General features: G+C 46.7%; 13 protein-coding genes. 10 read left to right on the top strand and 3 right to left on the bottom strand.

Going from position 1 to position 18,807, the window contains the following annotated elements:
- Nucleotides 1-61 precede the first annotated feature (61 nt).
- Nucleotides 62-2,548: a ferrous iron transport protein B gene (gene feoB, locus GGR07_RS02660; RefSeq protein ID WP_034543207.1), complete on the bottom strand. Its 2,487-nt coding sequence runs from the start codon at nucleotides 2,546-2,548 to the stop codon at nucleotides 62-64.
- Nucleotides 2,549-2,730: 182 nt separating this feature from the next.
- On the opposite strand from feoB, the gene tilS reads away from it, so the two are divergent.
- The 3 genes from tilS to GGR07_RS02645 all read left to right on the top strand — a co-directional run bounded on the left by tilS (nucleotide 2,731) and on the right by GGR07_RS02645 (nucleotide 8,053).
- The gene (tilS, locus tag GGR07_RS02655; RefSeq protein WP_039972398.1) at nucleotides 2,731-4,011 is read left to right on the top strand and encodes a tRNA lysidine(34) synthetase TilS; all 1,281 of its coding nucleotides are present in this window, start codon (nucleotides 2,731-2,733) and stop codon (nucleotides 4,009-4,011) included.
- 284 nt (nucleotides 4,012-4,295) lie between these two features.
- Nucleotides 4,296-6,365 (top strand): transcription termination factor Rho, encoded by a 2,070-nt coding sequence (gene rho / locus GGR07_RS02650; RefSeq protein WP_021644402.1) that lies wholly within the window; start codon nucleotides 4,296-4,298, stop codon nucleotides 6,363-6,365.
- Between the two features lie 221 nt (nucleotides 6,366-6,586).
- Nucleotides 6,587-8,053: a sulfatase family protein gene (locus GGR07_RS02645; protein ID WP_034543206.1), complete on the top strand. Its 1,467-nt coding sequence runs from the start codon at nucleotides 6,587-6,589 to the stop codon at nucleotides 8,051-8,053.
- A 361-nt stretch (nucleotides 8,054-8,414) separates the two neighbouring features.
- Here the strand turns inward: GGR07_RS02645 and GGR07_RS02640 are convergent, their stop codons facing one another.
- Together GGR07_RS02640 and GGR07_RS02635 are read right to left on the bottom strand one after the other, a co-directional pair.
- A complete protein-coding gene (locus tag GGR07_RS02640; protein ID WP_021644400.1) occupies nucleotides 8,415-9,026 on the bottom strand; it encodes a response regulator in 612 nt (203 codons plus the stop codon).
- Nucleotides 9,023-10,963, bottom strand: coding sequence for a tetratricopeptide repeat-containing sensor histidine kinase (locus GGR07_RS02635; protein WP_021644399.1), 1,941 nt, complete (start codon nucleotides 10,961-10,963; stop codon nucleotides 9,023-9,025). The genes GGR07_RS02640 and GGR07_RS02635 overlap by 4 nt, the downstream gene beginning before the upstream one ends.
- An 869-nt stretch (nucleotides 10,964-11,832) precedes the next feature.
- On the opposite strand from GGR07_RS02635, the gene GGR07_RS02630 reads away from it, so the two are divergent.
- The 7 genes from GGR07_RS02630 to GGR07_RS02600 all read left to right on the top strand — a co-directional run bounded on the left by GGR07_RS02630 (nucleotide 11,833) and on the right by GGR07_RS02600 (nucleotide 18,804).
- Nucleotides 11,833-12,615: a hypothetical protein gene (locus GGR07_RS02630; protein WP_147298158.1), complete on the top strand. Its 783-nt coding sequence runs from the start codon at nucleotides 11,833-11,835 to the stop codon at nucleotides 12,613-12,615.
- Between the two features lie 274 nt (nucleotides 12,616-12,889).
- Nucleotides 12,890-13,360, top strand: a complete 471-nt coding sequence (locus GGR07_RS02625; RefSeq protein ID WP_021644394.1) for an HU family DNA-binding protein — start codon at nucleotides 12,890-12,892, stop codon at nucleotides 13,358-13,360.
- 168 nt (nucleotides 13,361-13,528) lie between these two features.
- The gene (locus GGR07_RS02620; RefSeq protein WP_147298159.1) at nucleotides 13,529-14,056 is read left to right on the top strand and encodes a hypothetical protein; all 528 of its coding nucleotides are present in this window, start codon (nucleotides 13,529-13,531) and stop codon (nucleotides 14,054-14,056) included.
- Nucleotides 14,057-14,099: 43 nt separating this feature from the next.
- Nucleotides 14,100-15,038: a hypothetical protein gene (locus GGR07_RS02615; RefSeq protein ID WP_147298160.1), complete on the top strand. Its 939-nt coding sequence runs from the start codon at nucleotides 14,100-14,102 to the stop codon at nucleotides 15,036-15,038.
- Nucleotides 15,039-15,075: 37 nt separating this feature from the next.
- Nucleotides 15,076-16,257: a hypothetical protein gene (locus tag GGR07_RS02610; protein ID WP_147298161.1), complete on the top strand. Its 1,182-nt coding sequence runs from the start codon at nucleotides 15,076-15,078 to the stop codon at nucleotides 16,255-16,257.
- Nucleotides 16,258-16,371: 114 nt separating this feature from the next.
- Nucleotides 16,372-16,944, top strand: coding sequence for a porin family protein (locus tag GGR07_RS02605; protein WP_172545195.1), 573 nt, complete (start codon nucleotides 16,372-16,374; stop codon nucleotides 16,942-16,944).
- 537 nt (nucleotides 16,945-17,481) lie between these two features.
- Nucleotides 17,482-18,804, top strand: a complete 1,323-nt coding sequence (locus GGR07_RS02600; RefSeq protein WP_122056634.1) for an MATE family efflux transporter — start codon at nucleotides 17,482-17,484, stop codon at nucleotides 18,802-18,804.
- The last annotated feature ends 3 nt before the right edge of the window (nucleotides 18,805-18,807 follow it).

The following is an 18,807-nucleotide window of genomic DNA, read 5'->3' as shown; positions in this document are numbered from 1 at the left end:
AGCAAAGAAAATGGAAAGCCGGCATACGGCGTAACTCGTTTTCAAAGCCCGTCACTGACAATTAAACAAACAATCTTCCTATCTGATAAACGGCGAAAGAAAGCAGCCAAGCCAGCAGAGTAGTATAAGTGGCCGCGAAAAGCGCCCATTTCCAACTGCCGGACTCTTGCTTTATCGCCGCCAATGTAGCGATGCAGGGAAAATAAATCAAAACAAACAGCATATAGCAAAAAGCGACCAAAGGGGTGATGGAAATTCGTTCGGACAAGCTGACAGTATCGGCATTGGCATCGCCCGCATAAAGAACACCCAATGTACTTACAACCAACTCCTTCGCTCCCGCACCGGACAGTAACCCTATGCCCAGCTTCCAGTCGAATCCCAGAGGTTTGATAACCGGTTCCATCGCACGCCCCAGTTGACCGATGTAAGAGTTTTGCTGTTGCTCTGCAACTGTAGCATACGTCTCGTGATTGGGATAATACCCCAAAAACCAGATAATGATAGAAGCAATCATAATGATTCCACCCATTTTTCGCAAATATTGCGCTCCCTTCTCCCACGTGTGACGGAAAATGGATTTTGCGGTCGGCATTCGATAAGGGGGGAGTTCCATAACAAAAGGAGTATCGTCGCCTTTCACCAGAAACTTGCTCAACAACCGGGCGAACACAACAGCCAGCAGTATACCGATGGCATAAATGCTTAGCAATACCAGGCTGGCACTACCGGGGAAGAAGGCCCCAACCAGCAACAAGTATATGGGCAAACGGGCGCTGCAAGACATCAACGGATTGATCAACATGGTGATAAGGCGACTTTTACGGTTTTCGATGGTGCGGGACGCCATTACTGCCGGCACATTGCACCCGAATCCCATAACCAACGGAATAAATGATTTACCATGCAACCCCATTTTATGCATGATTTTATCCATGATAAAGGCCGCACGAGCCATATATCCGGAGTCTTCCATCAGCGAAATACAAAAATAGAGAATAAGAATGTTGGGCAGAAAGACGATCACTCCCCCTACTCCTCCTATAATTCCGTCGATGATCATATCTTTCAAAGGTCCGTCATTCATGTATCCGTGGACAAAATCTCCAAGCACTCCAACCACCCACTCAATTCCTTTCATAGGATACTCGCCCAATACAAAAGTAGCCTGAAACATCAAGAACATAAAAAGGAAAAAGATGGGATAGCCCCAGACACGATGCGTTACAACCGCATCAATCATCTTGGTAGCTTGCTGCTTCTCCAAATGATTGTCAGTGAAAGTTTCTTTCAACGCTCCGCTGATAAAAGCATATTTAGCGTCTGTTACAGCAGATTCACACTCTTCGCCGTTTGTCTCCTTAAAGCGTTTTGCCATTTTATCACGGATACCGATAATTTCCCTGCCATTAGGCAACCGGATTGCCAGATGCTCTATGTCCGGATCATTCTCCAATAACTTAATGGAAAGGAAGCGTGTAGAGTATTTGTGGCGGATGGATTCATTCTTCGACACTTCTTCTTTCACAGCATCGATCGCTTTCTCCAAATCGGGTCCATGATTAATGTGAATATGGCGGAAAACCCGTCCTGCCGTTTGATGCGCATGCGTATAATCTTCCGGATGTTCTTCCTCATGGTACATACGATCTTCCAGCGAATCGTGCCATTCCATCAGATCTTGCAAAACCTCAGGATTCATTCGCCCTTTCTTATCGAAAAAATCTACTCCTTCGTACAGATTGATCACTACATGAAAAAGCGTATCAATGCCTTTATTCCTTTTACATACCGTAGGTATCATAGGCACACCGAACAATTTGCTCAAAAGTCTATAATCCAATCGGTTGCCGCTCGCTTCCAATTCATCGTAAATATTGAGGGCTACCACCATACGCACGTTCATATCGATCAGTTGGGTGGTGAGGTAAAGATTCCGCTCCAGATTGGAGGAGTCGACAACATTAATGATCACATCGGGTGTTTCGTCGATAATATGGCGGCGTACGTACAGCTCTTCGGGAGTATATGCTGACAAAGAATAAGTACCCGGAAGATCAACCAAGCGGAAGTGATAGCCTTCGAAGTTGAAGTATCCTTCCTTGGCATCCACTGTTACTCCACTATAGTTGCCTACATGCTCGTGAGCTCCCGAAGCCAAATTGAACAAAGACGTCTTGCCACAATTCGGATTTCCCACCAATGCGACGTTTATTGTACGGCGCTTCCCCAGAGCAATTCTCTTTAACGCTTCTTCTTTTACGAAAACATCTTCCGGCAAACCTTCGCGGCAAACCGTATCAGTGATATTCCTTTGCGCTTCTTCTTCACTGATTACCTCAATCATCCCGGCTTCCTGACGGCGAAGAGATATCTCGTAACCTAATATTTTGTATTTTATCGGATCCCTTAACGGAGCATTCAGCAACACTTCAACCGTTTTGCCCTTAATAAAGCCCATTTCCACAATACGTTTGCGGAAACCTCCGTGACCCATCACCTTGACTATCACACCTTTCTCACCTGTTCTTAAATCGGACAAACGCATAGCTATCTTAAATTTTCGGCAAAGATAATCCATAACTCCCGAGTGCGCAAATTATTTAGATTGTTTTCAAATAGCAAGAAATTATTCCTTGTTTTCTCAGTTATATTGTATTTCCATTTTAAGACGAACGAAAGCAGGATGATATGGCTGAAATCTAAAGAATAATTATTACCTTTGCTCACGTGATAACAAATCGGGTAAAGCAATATATTGAAAAGGAAAATCTCTTTTCACCGGAGAGTAAAATTCTTGTGGCATTGAGCGGTGGCGCCGACTCGGTTGCTTTGCTGCATCTTCTTCATTCCGCCGGCTACCGGTGCGAAGCTGCTCACTGTAACTTTCATTTGCGAGGTGCAGAATCCGACCGGGACGAGCAGTTTGTCCGTCGGCTTTGCCGCAAACTCGGCATTCCGCTTCACAGCATCCGTTTCAACACGTCCGGATATGCCGCCGAAAAACATATCTCCATAGAAATGGCAGCCAGAGAATTGCGGTATGAATGGTTTGAAAAGCTACGAGTGAAACATGGGGCAGACACGATCGCCGTAGCACATCACCGGGACGACAGCGTAGAGACAATACTGCTAAACCTTATCCGGGGAACCGGAATAAGTGGCTTACTGGGTATCCGCCCGCGCAACGGAACAATTGTCCGCCCGCTACTTTGCGTAAGTCGGGAGGAAATCATCCGTTACCTGCAACACATTAAACAGGAATATGTAACCGACAGCACGAATACGGAGGATGAATATACCCGCAATAAAATCCGCTTGCACCTGCTTCCGCTGATGGAAGAGATCAACCCTTCGGTCAGGAAAACCTTGACGGAAACAGGAAATTACCTGAACGAAGTCTATGCAATTTACCGTAAAGGAATTGCAGATGCCAAAGAACGGGTAATAACACCCGAAGGAATCCGTATCGACGCATTGCTGAAAGAACCAGCGCCGCGAAGTGTTTTATTCGAAATTCTTCACCCCCTGGGTTTCAACTCTTCGCAAATTAATAACATCGCATCCACCCTGCAAAGTCAACCGGGAAAAGTTTTCATCAATAAGAAACGAAGAGTGATCAAAGACCGAGATCTTCTGCTGATCGGCCCCCTTAAACCTGAGAAAGAGAGCGAACCGCCTTTTCGGTTAATCAGTGAAGAGAAAATGTACACACCCGATTTTCATATCCCGAAAGGAAAAGAATTTGCTTGCTTCGATGCCGATAAATTAGATGCTCCCCTGTATTGCCGCAAGTGGCAAATAGGAGATGTGTTCGTGCCCTTTGGCATGAAAGGGAAGAAAAAAATAAGCGACTATCTGACCGACCGCAAATTTTCCATTCGAGAGAAAGAGCAGCAATGGGTGCTTTGCTGCGGCAAACGCATCGCATGGCTAATCGGTGAACGAACGGATAACCGCTTCCGGATAGATGAGCACACACAACGGATCATAGTTTACCGGACCATATGATGAACCATTAACTTATAGCAAGACAACACAATAATAAGTGATTAATTACAAAAACTTACAACCTTTTTACATAAAAAATGTTTAATCGCATCGAAAATTAAAAATATTTCCTATCTTTGCCTCGTTGAATGAGTCCTACTATTCAACTCAATCGGCGTACAACATCCCAAAATCATAATAAAGAACAATATATGCTCGCATATCTCATATCTGTAGCCTCGAGGCTGTAGTCACGTCACTCATATCTCAAATAAGATAACATTATTAATAATTTACCATACTATATGTATAACATTATTCAATTGAACGACAAAAACTTGTCGGAACTTCAAGTTATTGCCAAAGAACTGGGTATAAAGAAGACAGAATCTTTGAAAAAAGAGGAACTTGTTTATAAAATACTCGATGAACAGGCAATAGCGGGCGCTACTAAAAAAGTAGCTGCGGACAAACTGAAAGAGGAACGCAAGGAAGAAAAGAAAAAGCGTTCGCGTGTTGCCGCTCCCCAAAAGGAAGACAAAGTAATGTCGGCAACAAAAGACGGGGAAATAACCAAACCCAAAGCCACACCCGATCCACAACCGCAAGTACTTCCAAAAGAAAAAACGGCCGGTAGAGACGACGAAAGTTCTGCCACAGCAGAAAAAACAGGAAAAACAACCGAATCGAAGCGTAAAGTCGGACGTCCCCGTAAAGAAACGGCAAAGGCAAAGAAAGAAGCAGAAACTGTAGCAAAAACAGAGAAAACAACCGAAGAAAAAACTGTCGCCGAGAAGAAAGCCGTTGTTGCAGACGATGTGCAGACAAGCAAAGAAACGGAGAAAAAAGCAGAAACACCTAAAACGACTCCGGAAACGGCAACCAAGCCGAACAAACCCGCACCTGTTGTCGATGAAGAAAGCGCTATCTTATCAAGCGCAGATGAAGATGATTTCATCCCCATCGAAGATTTACCGTCCGAAAGAATCGAACTTCCCACCGAGCTTGTCGGCAAATTCGAAGCAACCAAAGCCGAACCCGCTCAAGCCCCTACCGAACCGGGAACCCAACCGCAACAGCGTCCGCGCATCGCCCGTCAACGCGACAACAACAATGCCGGAAACAACAATGCCCAACGCAACAATCCGCGTCAGCAAATGCAACGCCCTGCCCAGCAGAATAACTTAAACGAAAGCACCCAGCCGCAGCAACAGGAGCGAAAAGCTCCCGAACCACGTGAAAAGGCTTACGAATTCGATGATATCCTGAGCGGAACAGGCGTGCTCGAAATCATGCAAGACGGATACGGATTCCTCCGTTCTTCGGATTATAATTACCTTTCTTCACCTGACGACATCTACGTATCGCAGTCGCAAATCAAACTGTTCGGGCTGAAAACAGGCGATGTAGTGGAAGGTGTCATTCGCCCGCCGAAAGAAGGAGAAAAATACTTCCCGCTGGTCAAAGTATCAAGAATCAACGGCCGGGATGCGGCATTCGTACGCGACCGTGTTCCATTCGAGCATCTGACCCCGCTCTTCCCGGACGAAAAGTTCAAGCTTTGCAAAGGAGGGTATTCCGATTCGATGTCTGCCCGCGTAGTAGACTTGTTTTCACCGATCGGCAAGGGACAGCGCGCATTGATCGTCGCCCAGCCGAAGACAGGTAAAACTATCCTGATGAAAGATATTGCCAATGCCATTGCTGCCAACCACCCGGAAGTTTACATGATTATGCTCCTGATAGACGAACGCCCTGAAGAGGTAACGGATATGGCACGCAGCGTAAATGCGGAAGTCATTGCGTCTACATTCGACGAACCTGCCGATCGCCACGTGAAGATAGCGGGCATCGTACTCGAAAAAGCCAAACGACTGGTAGAATGCGGACACGATGTGGTTATCTTCCTCGACTCCATTACCCGCTTGGCGCGCGCTTACAACACTGTATCTCCCGCCTCGGGCAAAGTTCTCTCCGGCGGTGTGGACGCCAATGCGTTGCACAAGCCGAAACGGTTCTTCGGCGCAGCCCGTAACATCGAAAACGGCGGTTCGCTCACCATCATCGCCACTGCATTGATCGATACGGGTTCGAAAATGGACGAAGTGATTTTTGAAGAATTCAAAGGTACCGGCAACATGGAATTGCAGCTCGACCGCAACCTGTCCAACAAGCGTATCTTCCCGTCAGTCAATATTACGGCTTCCAGTACTCGGCGCGACGATCTGTTGCTCGACAAAACTACGCTCGACCGCATGTGGATATTGCGCAAATATCTTGCCGACATGAATCCGCTCGAAGCGATGGATTTCGTAAAAGACCGTCTGGAGAAAACCAAAGACAACGACGAATTCCTAATGAGCATGAACAGTTAATAAAAATTGATGTTTTCCGACATTTATCGGAAAACAAGAGTATTCGAATTACCAACGATGCACGCAAAACCGTATGACGGCAGCGCGCGACATCGGCGGTAATTCTTTATTTTGTACAAAATCCTTTCGTTTACGTTCAAAAAGTCGGCATACAAGCCGCCTGCTTCTTGTTTTTCGTTACTTTTGTTTGAAAATCATTTTATCACTTAATTCTAACCGGAATGAGAATAATTTATCCGTTTATGGGATTGGCACTATGCGGTGCAGCAACCCAAGCGCAAGAAAAACCCAATATTTTAATCATCCAATGCGACCATCTGACCCAGCGTGTCGTAGGCGCATACGGACAAACCCAAGGCTGTACGCTTCCTATCGACGAAGTGGCGGCACGGGGAGTCATCTTCTCCAACGCTTACGTGGGATGCCCCCTGAGCCAGCCCTCACGTGCGGGGCTATGGAGCGGACTGATGCCTCATCAGACGAATGTGCGTTCCAATTCCGCTGAACCCGTAAACACACCTCTGCCGGACAGCGTACCGACACTGGGAAGCCTTTTCTCGGACCACGGATATGAGGCCGTACATTTCGGAAAGACACACGACATGGGCGCGTTAAGGGGCTTCAAGCATAAGGAACCCGTACCCAAGCCTTTCACCGATCCGGATTTTCCGGTCAACAACGACAGCTTCCTCGATGTGGGGACTTGCGAAGACGCGGTGGCATACCTGAGCAATCCGCCCCAAAAACCATTTATCTGCATCGCCGATTTCCAAAACCCGCACAATATTTGCGGATTCGTAGGCGAGAATCAGGGCGTGCATACCGACCGCCCCATCAGCGGAGAACTTCCGGAACTGCCTGCTAACTTTGAAGTGGAAGATTGGAGTCAAATCCCTATTCCGATTCAATACATCTGTTGCGGACACCGCCGTATGACACAAGCCTCTCAGTGGAGCGAAGAAAACTACCGCCACTATATTGCCGCTTTCCGGCACTACACCAAGATGGTATCGCGGCAGATAGACAGCGTGCTGAAAGCACTCTATTCCACACCCGCAGGCAAAAATACTATCATTGTGATCTTAGCCGACCATGGCGACGGAATGGCTTCGCACCGCATGGTGACCAAACACCTCAGTTTTTATGATGAAATGACGAACGTTCCCTTCATCTTTGCCGGTCCGGGCATCAAGCAACGGAAGAAACCTGTATCCGAATTGCTCACCCAGCCTACATTAGATCTTCTGCCCACACTTTGCGAGCTGGCAAATATCCCTGTCCCCTCAGATAAAGCCGGTATCAGCCTTGCTCCGACGTTGAAAGGAGAAAAGCAGAAAAAGACACACGCCTATGTGGCTTCGGAGTGGCATACCGAATACGAGTACATCACTACTCCCGGACGGATGATACGAAGCCCGAGATACAAATACACGCATTTTCTGGAAGGGAACGGTGAAGAGCTTTACGACATGAAAAAAGATCCGGGCGAGCGAATAAATCTCGCCAAAAACCCGAAATATACCGCGATACTTGCCGAACACCGTGCATTGCTCGACGATTACATTACCCGCACCGGAGATGATTACCGCAGCCTAAAAGTAAACGCCGATGCCCGCTGCAGAGAGCATACTCCGGGATACCCGCATCATAGAGGCCCCAGTGTTCGTGAACTGATTAAAAAGAGATAAAGTCTCCGTCTAAGAAATTTTTCACGTTTGTCTAAAGAGTCACTGAAAAGCGACCATGTTCATGTGTACAGCGTACACATAACAAATTGGACAAGTCAGGAAAGTTTCCTATTATGAAACAAATCATCTTCCTCAGAACGAAGACATTGTAATATTAAAGGGGGTCTTTTTATCCACTTGTTAGAACTGCGCCGTGGAAGTCGTATTAAGAGTGAAGAAGCTATCATTCTCAACGACAAGCAGAACAATCTGCTACCGGATATTAGGTCGGTGTAGCATATCAAACTTGGATCGAACGAGGCAAGTGTCTTCGCTGAAATCAACAATAAGATATCTCGCTCCTTAAAATAAAGGAAACCATTCACACCCACTTGTCACGCAGAGCAATACGTATCAACTCTGCCACATTCTTGGTTCCAAGCTTCTGTGTGAGGTTCTTTCGATAGGTCTTGACGGTCTCTACGCTGAGAAACATACGGTCGGCTATCTCCTGATTGGTGCAGCCGTCCACGATGTGGCGGAGTAATTCCTGTTCGCGAGTAGTGAGCCATACGGCTTGGTTGATACGTTTCTTCATCATCCGGTCGATTTCAGTGCTGAAAAATGTATTGCCGGCCATAACAGTCTCAATACCTTTCACCACTTCCTCCGACAAGGCATTTTTCTGGATGTATCCCGATGCTCCAGCGGCAAGGGCACGGTTGACCATCGTATATTCATCATAAGTAGTGAGCATCAGTATCTTCACGTCCGGATATTTTTCATGTACCTCTTCGCAAAAATCGACACCGCTTCCATCGGGCATAGAGATGTCTAAAAGGAGCACATCAGGACACCTGAACAAAAGTGTTTTACGACATACATCAAGTGTGTGAGACTTATCCACGACTCTGGCGATGCCTGATTCTTCGATTGCGGCCTGCAACCCTTCGACCAACATGCGGTGGTCATCCGCGATATGTACCTGTATCATGACGTAAGTTCTATTTCTATGGTTACTTCCGTACCCGTGCCGGGTAAGGAATATACATTGATTGTACCATTGTAAGCAGCAATGCGGTTACTCATGTTAGTAAAGCCAGCCCCGTATGCCACCGTTTCGAGATCGAATCCTTTGCCGTCGTCCTGCACGGAAAGAGAGACGAGACGTTCATCAACTGTCAACTGAACATTGATACGCGTAGCGTCAGCGTGCTTCATCGCATTATTAATGAGCTCGTAGGCACAACGGTAGATAAGCACTTCGAGACGGCTGTCGAGCCGCGGATTCTCACCGAAAAACTGGAAATTCGCCATTGGAACAGAACGACAGAAATCCTCCAACGAGGTTTTGATACCATAGCGTGAAAGTGAATCGGGCATCATGTTGTGCGCCACGTGGCGAAGTTCTTCCATCAGTTCGTCGAGCATCTTTCGAGCTTTGTTGAACCGTTCTGCATCTGCCGGCGGCAGTACGGAAAGACTTTTGATACCGTACAAATGCAGTTTGATAACCGAAAGCATGCCCCCCAACCCATCGTGTAAGTCACGTGCCAAGCGGGTACGCTCGGCATTTTCTCCGTCTAACAAAGCAAGTGTGGCTACAAGTTGTTTCTCCTGCTTCAACTGCTTGACCTGCTGCTCAGCGAGCTCACGTTTCTGACGGATCAAACGGTAGCGATACATGAGCATCCCCATTATCAGCAAAAGAACAAGGAGCCCCGACACACTCACTATAATATAAAGTCGTTTTTCCTTTTGCAAGGAAGAAATCTGGAGTTGTTTCTTTTCAGTCTCATATCTGATCTCCATGTCCGCCATAGTCCGATGAAAGCCCTTCACGTTCTGTTCGTTCACCAGCCGGGCATATTGGCGGAAAAAATATGAAGATTTTTCCCTATTACCGAGTTGTAAATTAGCAAAAGCTAAATTATAGGCCAATTCAGGAGCGGTATCGAGCATCGTAGAATCGTTTTCCCATGCTTTGAAAGCTATGGTCTCACATTCGCCATATCGGTTTTGCTCTCGATAGATAGTAGAAAGTATCTGCAGACCTATGGTTTCGAGGCGCGTATCACTGAATTCACGCGCCAGCCGGATACTTTCTTCCGTATATTCTATGGCTTGAGGGTACTCTCGTTTCAAAGTATAAATCTTGGCTATGGCTTGATCGCAATATATTTCGAATGTTTTATAACCTAACTTGAACCATTCGTTTGCTTTAAGTTCATATTCCAAAGCAAGATCGAGTTCGCCTTTCTCCATATAGATAAGCCCCAGTTCATAGTAAGCCATACGGTCTTCAGGTATATTATACTTTTTGCTCAAATCGATATTCTTTCGAATATAATATTCGGCACGGTCCAAATTACCTAATTCCCGATAGAGCGAGCCGATATTCGACAAGGCATTGAACTGACTCGAAGTGTCGTTGATGGCTTCGCTTATCCGGAGTACCGTCATGCAATTGTCGAGAGTTTCAATATAGCGGTTCTGCCGATAATTCCAATGGGCTATACAACGGTAAGCTTGTACTTCTTCGCGACGGTCTTTCAGCTTGACAGCACAAGCAAGCGATTGGTCGAGATACATCTTGGCCGAATCATATTGCATCAACATGTTGTGATAGACTCCGAGCGAACGAGTGAAATGTGGAATTTCCTTTGTCACCTTTTCCCTTTCAGCTATCTCCAATCCTTTTTTCAAACAAGCGATGGTGCGGTGCGTGTCATAGCTTCCGTACCAATTGGACAATAACCGATAGATGCCGACCTGCTCTTTAGGTGTCAGCTCCGAAGTACGCAACACGCCCCACAGGGAATCCGGATAGGCTTCCCTCGTATCGTTCGTCACCGTTTTACCGCCTTGTGCAAAGAGAAAGGGGAAGATAGAGAGCGACAGCAGGATTATTATAGCGTATGTTCTTTTCATCTTGTCGGATAGTTGAGATTCAAATGTTTCTGTCGCAAAATTATATCCCTCATATGAAACGCAATACCCCACTTGTGGGAGTTTTCACGAGCCATAACCATCTTTTCGACAGTCTTTATACTTGTAGCACTGTTCGGTAGAGTCGAATTTTGCTTTTGACATCTGGCATCAGTTTCCGAAACTTTCACCTCTCTGAACGGGAAACTTGTACTCTAATCATCACCTTACTCCCGTTACAAATCACCTCTGATTATCATGTATTTAAATACATTATGGCAGTATCTCGCATCATTTGCAGGCTTCCACCCGCTTTGGGAGGTCGCAGCTCACCGAAAAGTCGCCGTCAGGCAAATTATTCAGCATCGTTGTCTGATGATCATTAAATGTCGGTGACATTACATATCCCAAAAACTGCTTTATGCAGAACGTTCTGCAATATATTTCGGAAATACACCCTTGGCGGTAGCATATTTTTACCAATAACATACAAATTACTCCTTTCACCCTATAATTAAGATCAACTCAATCCTGCCACTGATGGTAATTTACCATATAAAATCATTTCGGATTATACAAAGGTATATTTTTTACGATGATCAGCAATGCCATTGAGCGTATATTTTATGGTGAACGAACTGATTTTTCTTCACAAAATACCGGATTACCCTTTTATCTCAAACCGAAGCCCATGAAGAAGTGGCGGTATTTTCCACCCGTAAATGAAAAAACATCATCGTTCCCAACTTTCGGATGTGTTTTTTTTTGCCTGTTGACCGAAAAACTCCTACAAGTAGGGTATTGCTTCCGCAGGAAGAGGAATAACTTTGAGGCATAATATAGAAGCAATATAACATCTAAATAACAAGACTATGAGACAAATTTTCTTTACTACCCTAATGAGTATTATGATGACGAGCCTCTTCTCCTGTTCGGGAGACGATGACAAAGAGAAAGTGGAAACAGGAAGCATCGTGGGCACGTGGACAGCTAAGGTATCGGGCTATGACCTGAAAATGAAGATCACCCCGACCGACTTCCGTTTCGACATTTCCAAACCCGGACAAGGCGGGACGTACGACAAGGGAGAATACCTCATAAACAGTGGTAAGGCAACATTCGTGGGCATGCAAGATGCTCTCTTGGGTACGGGAGGACTGATAGACGGAAAACTCGTACTTACGTTTGTCAACCCGATGGTCATCGGCATGATCGGCACACAGGCGGCAAGCCAAACCGTATTCACTCGTGAAGAAGGAGAAGAAGGCGACGGGACGGGATACTTAGTTGTCCAGAATCTGAGCGAAAACTGCGACATTACCATGCTCAAGCTCTACGATGCCGATGGCAATCTTCTCAGTACGGATGAAGATCGGCTCCCCCCGGAATACCAATTTTCCTACGAACTACCTGTGGGCAACTACATCGGTGAATTGACCGATGCAAAAGGAAAGACTTTCCGCTCGGGTGTATTCAAAATCATCAAGAATAAATACACCGTGCTTCAATACGACGGCTCTTCCGCTTGGCTGGAAGCCACAGGGGTGGACATGAGCTCGAAAGCTGTCCGAAGCCTACAATCTCCGGTCTGCCGCCGTGTCGCACGAAACACGGCAGAAAACGTTATACCAGACAGAGAGAAAACGGCACCGTGAGTTTTCAATCCCGCATTTCCCCAGAAGGTTTGAAAAAAGAGAAAGAGGGAGGGAAAGCTGTCCCGGTCATCAATCTGCCTCCTTAAAACCCACGAGGGTTTCCATAGAAACCCTCGACCATTTTTCAGAAAACCCTCGAGGGTTTGGGGCAAAAAGGTAGACCCTTCAAGAGAGAAGGTTAGGGCCCCCTGAAATGCAAAGTCGGACAGACGGTTCAAAAACGTACAAACGGTAGAATTTATCAGTATAATTATAAATGTAAAAATCAAGAATTATGGCAAACAGACCATTGGCCTACACGCTCAGCGAGCGTAAGGCAACTGTCGGCAAACTGGCTGGCAAAACTGTGATTCAGGCAAGTCCCACGGGACGCAAACGGGTAGATCACCGCACATTCTGCGAAGAAGTGGCACGCGCCACCACTTTCACAGGAGCAGAAGTGGAAGCGGTGCTGCGGCTGGCCTCCGAAATCGCCAAACGACACGTTGAGAATGGCGATATCGTAGATTTCGGCGACATCGGGACGCTCCGCCCCTCATTCCAGAGCAAGCTCGTGGAAAAAGGCAAAGAGGAATTCAATGCAAACGTTCACATCACCAAGCCCGTTGTGAAACTCTCGCCCTCGAAACGGTACTTCACTCTCACGGGCGTGAGCTACGAACGGACAGAAGTCTCCGCCAAAAAAGCCAAGAAGCCAACGCCCTCGCCCGGCGGTGGAGGCGAAGCCCCCGATCCCGGTACATAAGAAAAAGCGATAACGGGTTGCCCAAAAACAACGGTCTATCGAACCGTCACCTGACGAGAACTGCAGGACAGCCCCAAAGAAAATGGCGCTTGCCCTGCGATTCTCTTTCCACCAGACTGATTATTAAACGCCTCCCCCCTCTCCCATAAGGAAAAAACGAAAGAAATCATGAAAAGAAGAATCTTCAATTACATGGCAGCGACATTTTTCGGGCTGTCGCTGGCAGGCATTGCCGGAGCTATACTCGTGTACCGCAAACTTCCGGCAGGCCGATGGCTGGCGCTGCTGCCAGCCGCCCTCTGCATGGCAGCAAGCTTTCTTTCCTTCAACCTTGATCGGGAAGAAGTGGTGTTGTGGATGATGCTCGGCGTTTTCTTCCTTATTCCCTACTTCCTGCTCCGCTATCTTCTGCACAGGAACGGCATGGACAAGCCATTCGAGAAATACCTTGTCGGCAACATCTACGTATTGCCAGCCGTCGCGCTTATTGTTCAATTGGGCGACAAGAAATACCGAACGAAAAGTTGGGAAGGATATGGCATATCAATGGTGCAATCGATGGACGGCACCCAAACTGTAACGATCTATGCCGGGGAAAACACCGTAGCCTATTCGGTGTATGCCCGACTGAAATATGAACTGGATAACGGTGTACTGACTATTCTCAGGAACACAATGACTCTGTTGAAGAACTAACTTCTAACCCGCCTCTGGCAACAAAGGCATAAAATAAAAGAATATGAAACTAATAACAAAATGGATGACTGCGATACTTTTAGTATCCCTATTTCACGGTTGCAGTCCCTCTGCGGAGGATGTGCTGAAAAAGTACGAATCATATGTCCGATTAACAGCGGAGGGGAATAAACCTCCCGTCTCGTTCGAAATCATGGATGGCATTCCTCTGGTGATAAGCTATTCATCAACGTTGATAAACAGCAGTCAGGAACACGTAAGCGAGCTGGCCGGTCGCTGGTTCGTAGCCGACGCACTGAATCCCGAAGTGCGGCTGCCCGCCAAGGTGAAAGTTAGGACGATTGCCGATATGTCGGCGAAGAACACGACACAATCCGTGTCATACGGACATAGCCTTGCGCTCGACAGCATCAAAATACCATTCTTGCTTATCGGTTTTGAAGGCATCGCTCCTACCGAATCGAAAGAGGCAGCCATCCCTCCACTGTTCTTCCTTGTCGAGAATAAGAAAGGAGCCGTAAGCGTACTCACCCCCGTGCCCCGCATTGCAGACAACCTGTTTACAGCAACCTACACGCCCATGTTTTTCACCGAACAGAAATATTCGGGAGAAATACCTTTCGAGAACGCGAAGAACATAACGCTGGAAATGACGTTGTCGCGCGATTTGAAGCAAGTCATTCATTTGAACCTATCTGCGGAAAGATTGAAAATGAACCCTTCGGAGAAAGGAGTGAGTAGCCTCGTTTTTCAAGGTGGATTCGAGACAAGAGATTCTATCAATGTCATCGATGGCAAAATAACACAAGGGCAAAAACCGTTAATCTGCGACTTGACAGTTACGAATGCCTGCATATACGGGCAGATAAAATTTAAAATGGATATGGGTAGCACAAAATCGGTATATGCTGTGCTCAAAAACACCACCACACCACAAGATATTCCGGAAGGGATTTTAAAAAACAATGAACGAAAACATTAATCTGCCTTTGGCAACGGGGCATAAAACAAACAAAAAGATGAAACGAATATTTGCATTGACCGCCCTGCTCACCGCCGTCATCGGTTCGGCGATGGGGCAGACAAAAATCCGCACGGCGGAGGAGCTGATGGCTATTGGCACGGACAAAGAAGCTCTGAGCGGTTCATACATATTGATGAATGATTTGACGCTCGACGGATGGATGCCCATCGGACGGATGGACAAGGACGGTGAAACAGGATTTAGCGGAACTTTTGACGGAAACGGCCGCACAATAACGCTCAACAGCTTTTATCCTGAAACGGATAACAGAAGTGTCGGACTGTTTGGGGTTGTTGACGGAAAAGGCGAGATAAAGAACTTGCGCGTAGCCGGCAAACCGACTTATACCGACGGACAGAAATTCCTATATATAGGCTGTATAGCCGGAGTGAACAAAGGAAAAATTACATGTTGTGTTTCGACTGCCGAACTTACTTGCGAGTACGCCCAAACAGAACCTCACAAGAAAGTGAAAGCACTCTCGGGATATGAAGGAGGACAATACGGCGGCTGTATCGCAGGCGTCAATAATGGTGAAATACGGCATTGTTACTCCAACGGAAGCATACGCGTGGCATTAGGCTCTGCAGCAGGGATCGCCTGCGGTAACGGCTTGCTCGTAACAGGAAGTTTAAGCATCGGGATAGGATCGGGAGGCATGAGCATGGGTGCAACTCCAGGATCATCGAAAGGCAAGTACGGCTTTATCGAGTATTGTTATTCCGAAGCATCGGTGTTTTCCTCAGGAAATGCCGGAGGAATTGTCGTAATCACTCATGGCACATGCATCATGAATAATTGTGCGGCATTGAACCGTCTGATTGAGGTCAGAGGTGCAGGAAAACCTTTGCCCAAAGCCTCTCCGTTTCCAGGCGGACTGTTTGGAAAGACAATGTTTTCCCATGCCAAAACGCAGTTTTACTATCTTGAAAACATGTCTCTCCGCCGCTACGACGGTAACGATGTGGAGCAACCGCCCGTGAAACTGACACCGAAGCGTGCCGTTCCGCTTTCAACCATACAGAAAGAATCGTGGTGGCGTTTGCCCGACGGAGCCGACAGGAATATGAAGCAAAAGATGATTGCCTTCCCGTTCGGGTCGGATGAAACCGCACCGTGGAAATGGGACGAGCAGCGGAAACGGCCTGTACTGCATTGGGAAGCAACAAACAGATGACAAACAACAAATATTCATTCACACTACTCATACATTATTATTATGAAAAAGAAAATCACAGTTACCGTAGTCAACGTTTCAAAAAGAGTTGTTCTAACAGTCGCTTTTTTGGTCATGGTTACAACAGTCTCATGGGCGCAACAACAAAGACAAGTTCCCAATAAACGCACACAGTGGGGTGTCAAAGCGGGACTCAATGTGAGTAGCATCGGAGGTGGCAACTACAACAACATTAAGGCTAAAGCAGGTTTTCACGCAGGCATTACGATAGACTATGCGTTCACAAACGAGATCTACCTACTTGCGGGATTGGAATATACTATCAAAGGCCCTATCGTAGAGCTTAGTCCTGACGATCAACACATCAATGCGAACTACATTCAGCTTCCTCTCACCGTAGGTTATAAACTCCAGATGACAGACGAACTGGCTCTCATCATTGATGCAGGCCCTTATCTGTCTTATGGTGTGAATGGCCAAATTACTGAGGGAGACCATAAGCAGGACACATTTAGCAGCATCGCTCTGAAACGGTTCGATTGTGGAATGGTTGTCGGTGCGGCTGTCGACTTCCGGCAATTCCGTTTCGGTATGCACTGCGATTTCGGACTCATCAACATCATGCAAAAAGGCAACGATAAAGCACAGAACTGGAATCTTGGGCTTTCGACTGGTATCCGGTTTTAATCATTCACTAATATTGTTTTTGTCGACGAAAAGAGAATGCTATTCCTAAATTCGGAAAGCGACAGGGTTGACATTCGTCTACACTTTCGCCTTCAATCCGTATTGACACATTCATTCGAAACTTGAAACATCTCTGAAAGGGTTCACCACCGACATGACGGCAACAGCTGCACATTGACGATATATGCCATTCGGTTTATGTGCCGCACAACAGAAAATTGCTCTTCGACATCGGTGGGAAGGTAGAACCGACAGAAACTAACGGCAAGAAGTTCACTGTGCCGGGTAGCACGTTTACATACATAACTTTCTTCAATGCAGCCCACTTGTTCTGAACTAAAATGCCTGAAGTATAAAGGAGTGTACGGAAACCGCAGTAAAGCGGTTTCTATGCGCTCCTCTTTTAATAATACCGTCTTTGACATTGCGGATATATTCTCAGAATAAGGCAAAACAAAAAGTCAAATCGTTTTAAGGGAAACTATAATTTGAAATAAAGAGCTATCTTTGCGCATTGCCAAATAACGCTTTATACACATGTATACCAACAAACAGATCTGGAATGTCAGTTTCCCTATCTTATTGAGCCTGCTGGCCCAAAACATCATTAATGTCACCGACACCGCCTTTCTCGGACACGTAGGAGAAGTAGCCCTTGGAGCTTCGGCCATGGGAGGTCTGTTTTATATATGCGTATTTACCGTGGCTTTCGGTTTCAGCACCGGCTCGCAGATCGTCATAGCCCGGCGTAACGGAGAAGAGCGTTACACGGATGTAGGCCCGGTCATGATACAAGGCTCTATGTTCTTACTGGCGGTAGCCTTATTTCTATTCGGTTTTACCCAAGCGTTCGGAGGGGACATCATGCGCCTGCTTATCTCTTCGGAACCCATTTACGAAGGAACGATGGAATTCCTCGAGTGGCGTATCTATGGATTCTTTTTCGCGGCTGTCAACGTCATGTTTCGCGCTTTATACATCGGCATCACCCGTACCAAAGTACTTACCATCAATGCCGCAGTGATGGCGCTCATCAATGTGATACTCGACTATGCCCTGATATTCGGCAACTTCGGACTGCCCGAAATGGGCATCAAGGGAGCGGCTATTGCCTCTGTTCTGGCAGAAGCCGGCTCAGTGTGCTTCTTTCTTATGTATACTTACGCTACCGTCGATCTGAAAAGATATGGACTGAACCACCTGCGTTCGTTCAATTGGGATCTCTTGAAGAGGGTACTAAGCATCTCCTCCTTCACCATGCTCCAATATTTCTTGTCAATGGCTATCTGGTTCGTCTTTTTCGTCGCTGTGGAGCGGTTGGGACAACGCGAACTGGCTATCGCAAACATCGTGCGAAGCATTTATCTGATTCTCCTGATCCCGGTTCATGCGCTGGGCACCACCAGCAACAGTCTCGTCAGCAACACCATCGGTGCGGGAGGTGCGCAATACGTGATTCCGTTAATCAACAAAATCGGGCGGCTCTCATTCTTCATCATGCTCGGACTGGTTACGGTATCGGTTCTTTTCACACAACCGCTGCTTTCCATCTACACCAACGAGCAGGCGCTCATTGCAGAATCCGTTCCTTCGGTCTACGTCATTTGCTTTGCCATGCTCATCGCGTCGGTAGCCGGCATCGCGTTCAACGGGATTTCCGGTACAGGCAACACGCAGGCCGCTCTACTGCTCGAAGTGATTACACTGGTTGCTTATGGCGCCTACATACTCATTGTCGGCATTTGGCTCAAGGCTCCGGTGGAAATCTGCTTTACGATTGAGATATTGTACTATACGCTGTTACTGATAACCAGCTATATTTATCTCAAAAAAGCAAAATGGCAACACAAAAGGATATGAAAT

Origin of the sequence: Bacteroides pyogenes (genome assembly GCF_014196225.1) — a bacterium.
Taxonomy (GTDB): domain Bacteria; phylum Bacteroidota; class Bacteroidia; order Bacteroidales; family Bacteroidaceae; genus Bacteroides; species Bacteroides pyogenes_A.
The sequence above is the reverse complement of the archived record's forward strand: the minus strand, read 5'-3'. Positions and strand labels throughout refer to the sequence as shown.

Excerpts from the sequence above, each read along its gene's own strand:
- GGR07_RS02600 (WP_122056634.1), top strand. The coding sequence starts at position 17,482 with ATGTATACCAACAAACAGATCTGGAATGTCAGTTTCCCTATCTTATTG.
- GGR07_RS02605 (WP_172545195.1), top strand. The coding sequence starts at position 16,372 with ATGGTTACAACAGTCTCATGGGCGCAACAACAAAGACAAGTTCCCAAT.
- GGR07_RS02630 (WP_147298158.1), top strand. The coding sequence starts at position 11,833 with ATGAGACAAATTTTCTTTACTACCCTAATGAGTATTATGATGACGAGC.
- GGR07_RS02610 (WP_147298161.1), top strand. The coding sequence starts at position 15,076 with ATGAAACGAATATTTGCATTGACCGCCCTGCTCACCGCCGTCATCGGT.
- rho (WP_021644402.1), top strand. The coding sequence starts at position 4,296 with ATGTATAACATTATTCAATTGAACGACAAAAACTTGTCGGAACTTCAA.
- GGR07_RS02625 (WP_021644394.1), top strand. The coding sequence starts at position 12,890 with ATGGCAAACAGACCATTGGCCTACACGCTCAGCGAGCGTAAGGCAACT.
- GGR07_RS02640 (WP_021644400.1), bottom strand. The coding sequence starts at position 9,026 with ATGATACAGGTACATATCGCGGATGACCACCGCATGTTGGTCGAAGGG.
- GGR07_RS02615 (WP_147298160.1), top strand. The coding sequence starts at position 14,100 with ATGAAACTAATAACAAAATGGATGACTGCGATACTTTTAGTATCCCTA.
- GGR07_RS02620 (WP_147298159.1), top strand. The coding sequence starts at position 13,529 with ATGAAAAGAAGAATCTTCAATTACATGGCAGCGACATTTTTCGGGCTG.
- GGR07_RS02635 (WP_021644399.1), bottom strand. The coding sequence starts at position 10,963 with ATGAAAAGAACATACGCTATAATAATCCTGCTGTCGCTCTCTATCTTC.
- feoB (WP_034543207.1), bottom strand. The coding sequence starts at position 2,548 with ATGCGTTTGTCCGATTTAAGAACAGGTGAGAAAGGTGTGATAGTCAAG.
- GGR07_RS02645 (WP_034543206.1), top strand. The coding sequence starts at position 6,587 with ATGAGAATAATTTATCCGTTTATGGGATTGGCACTATGCGGTGCAGCA.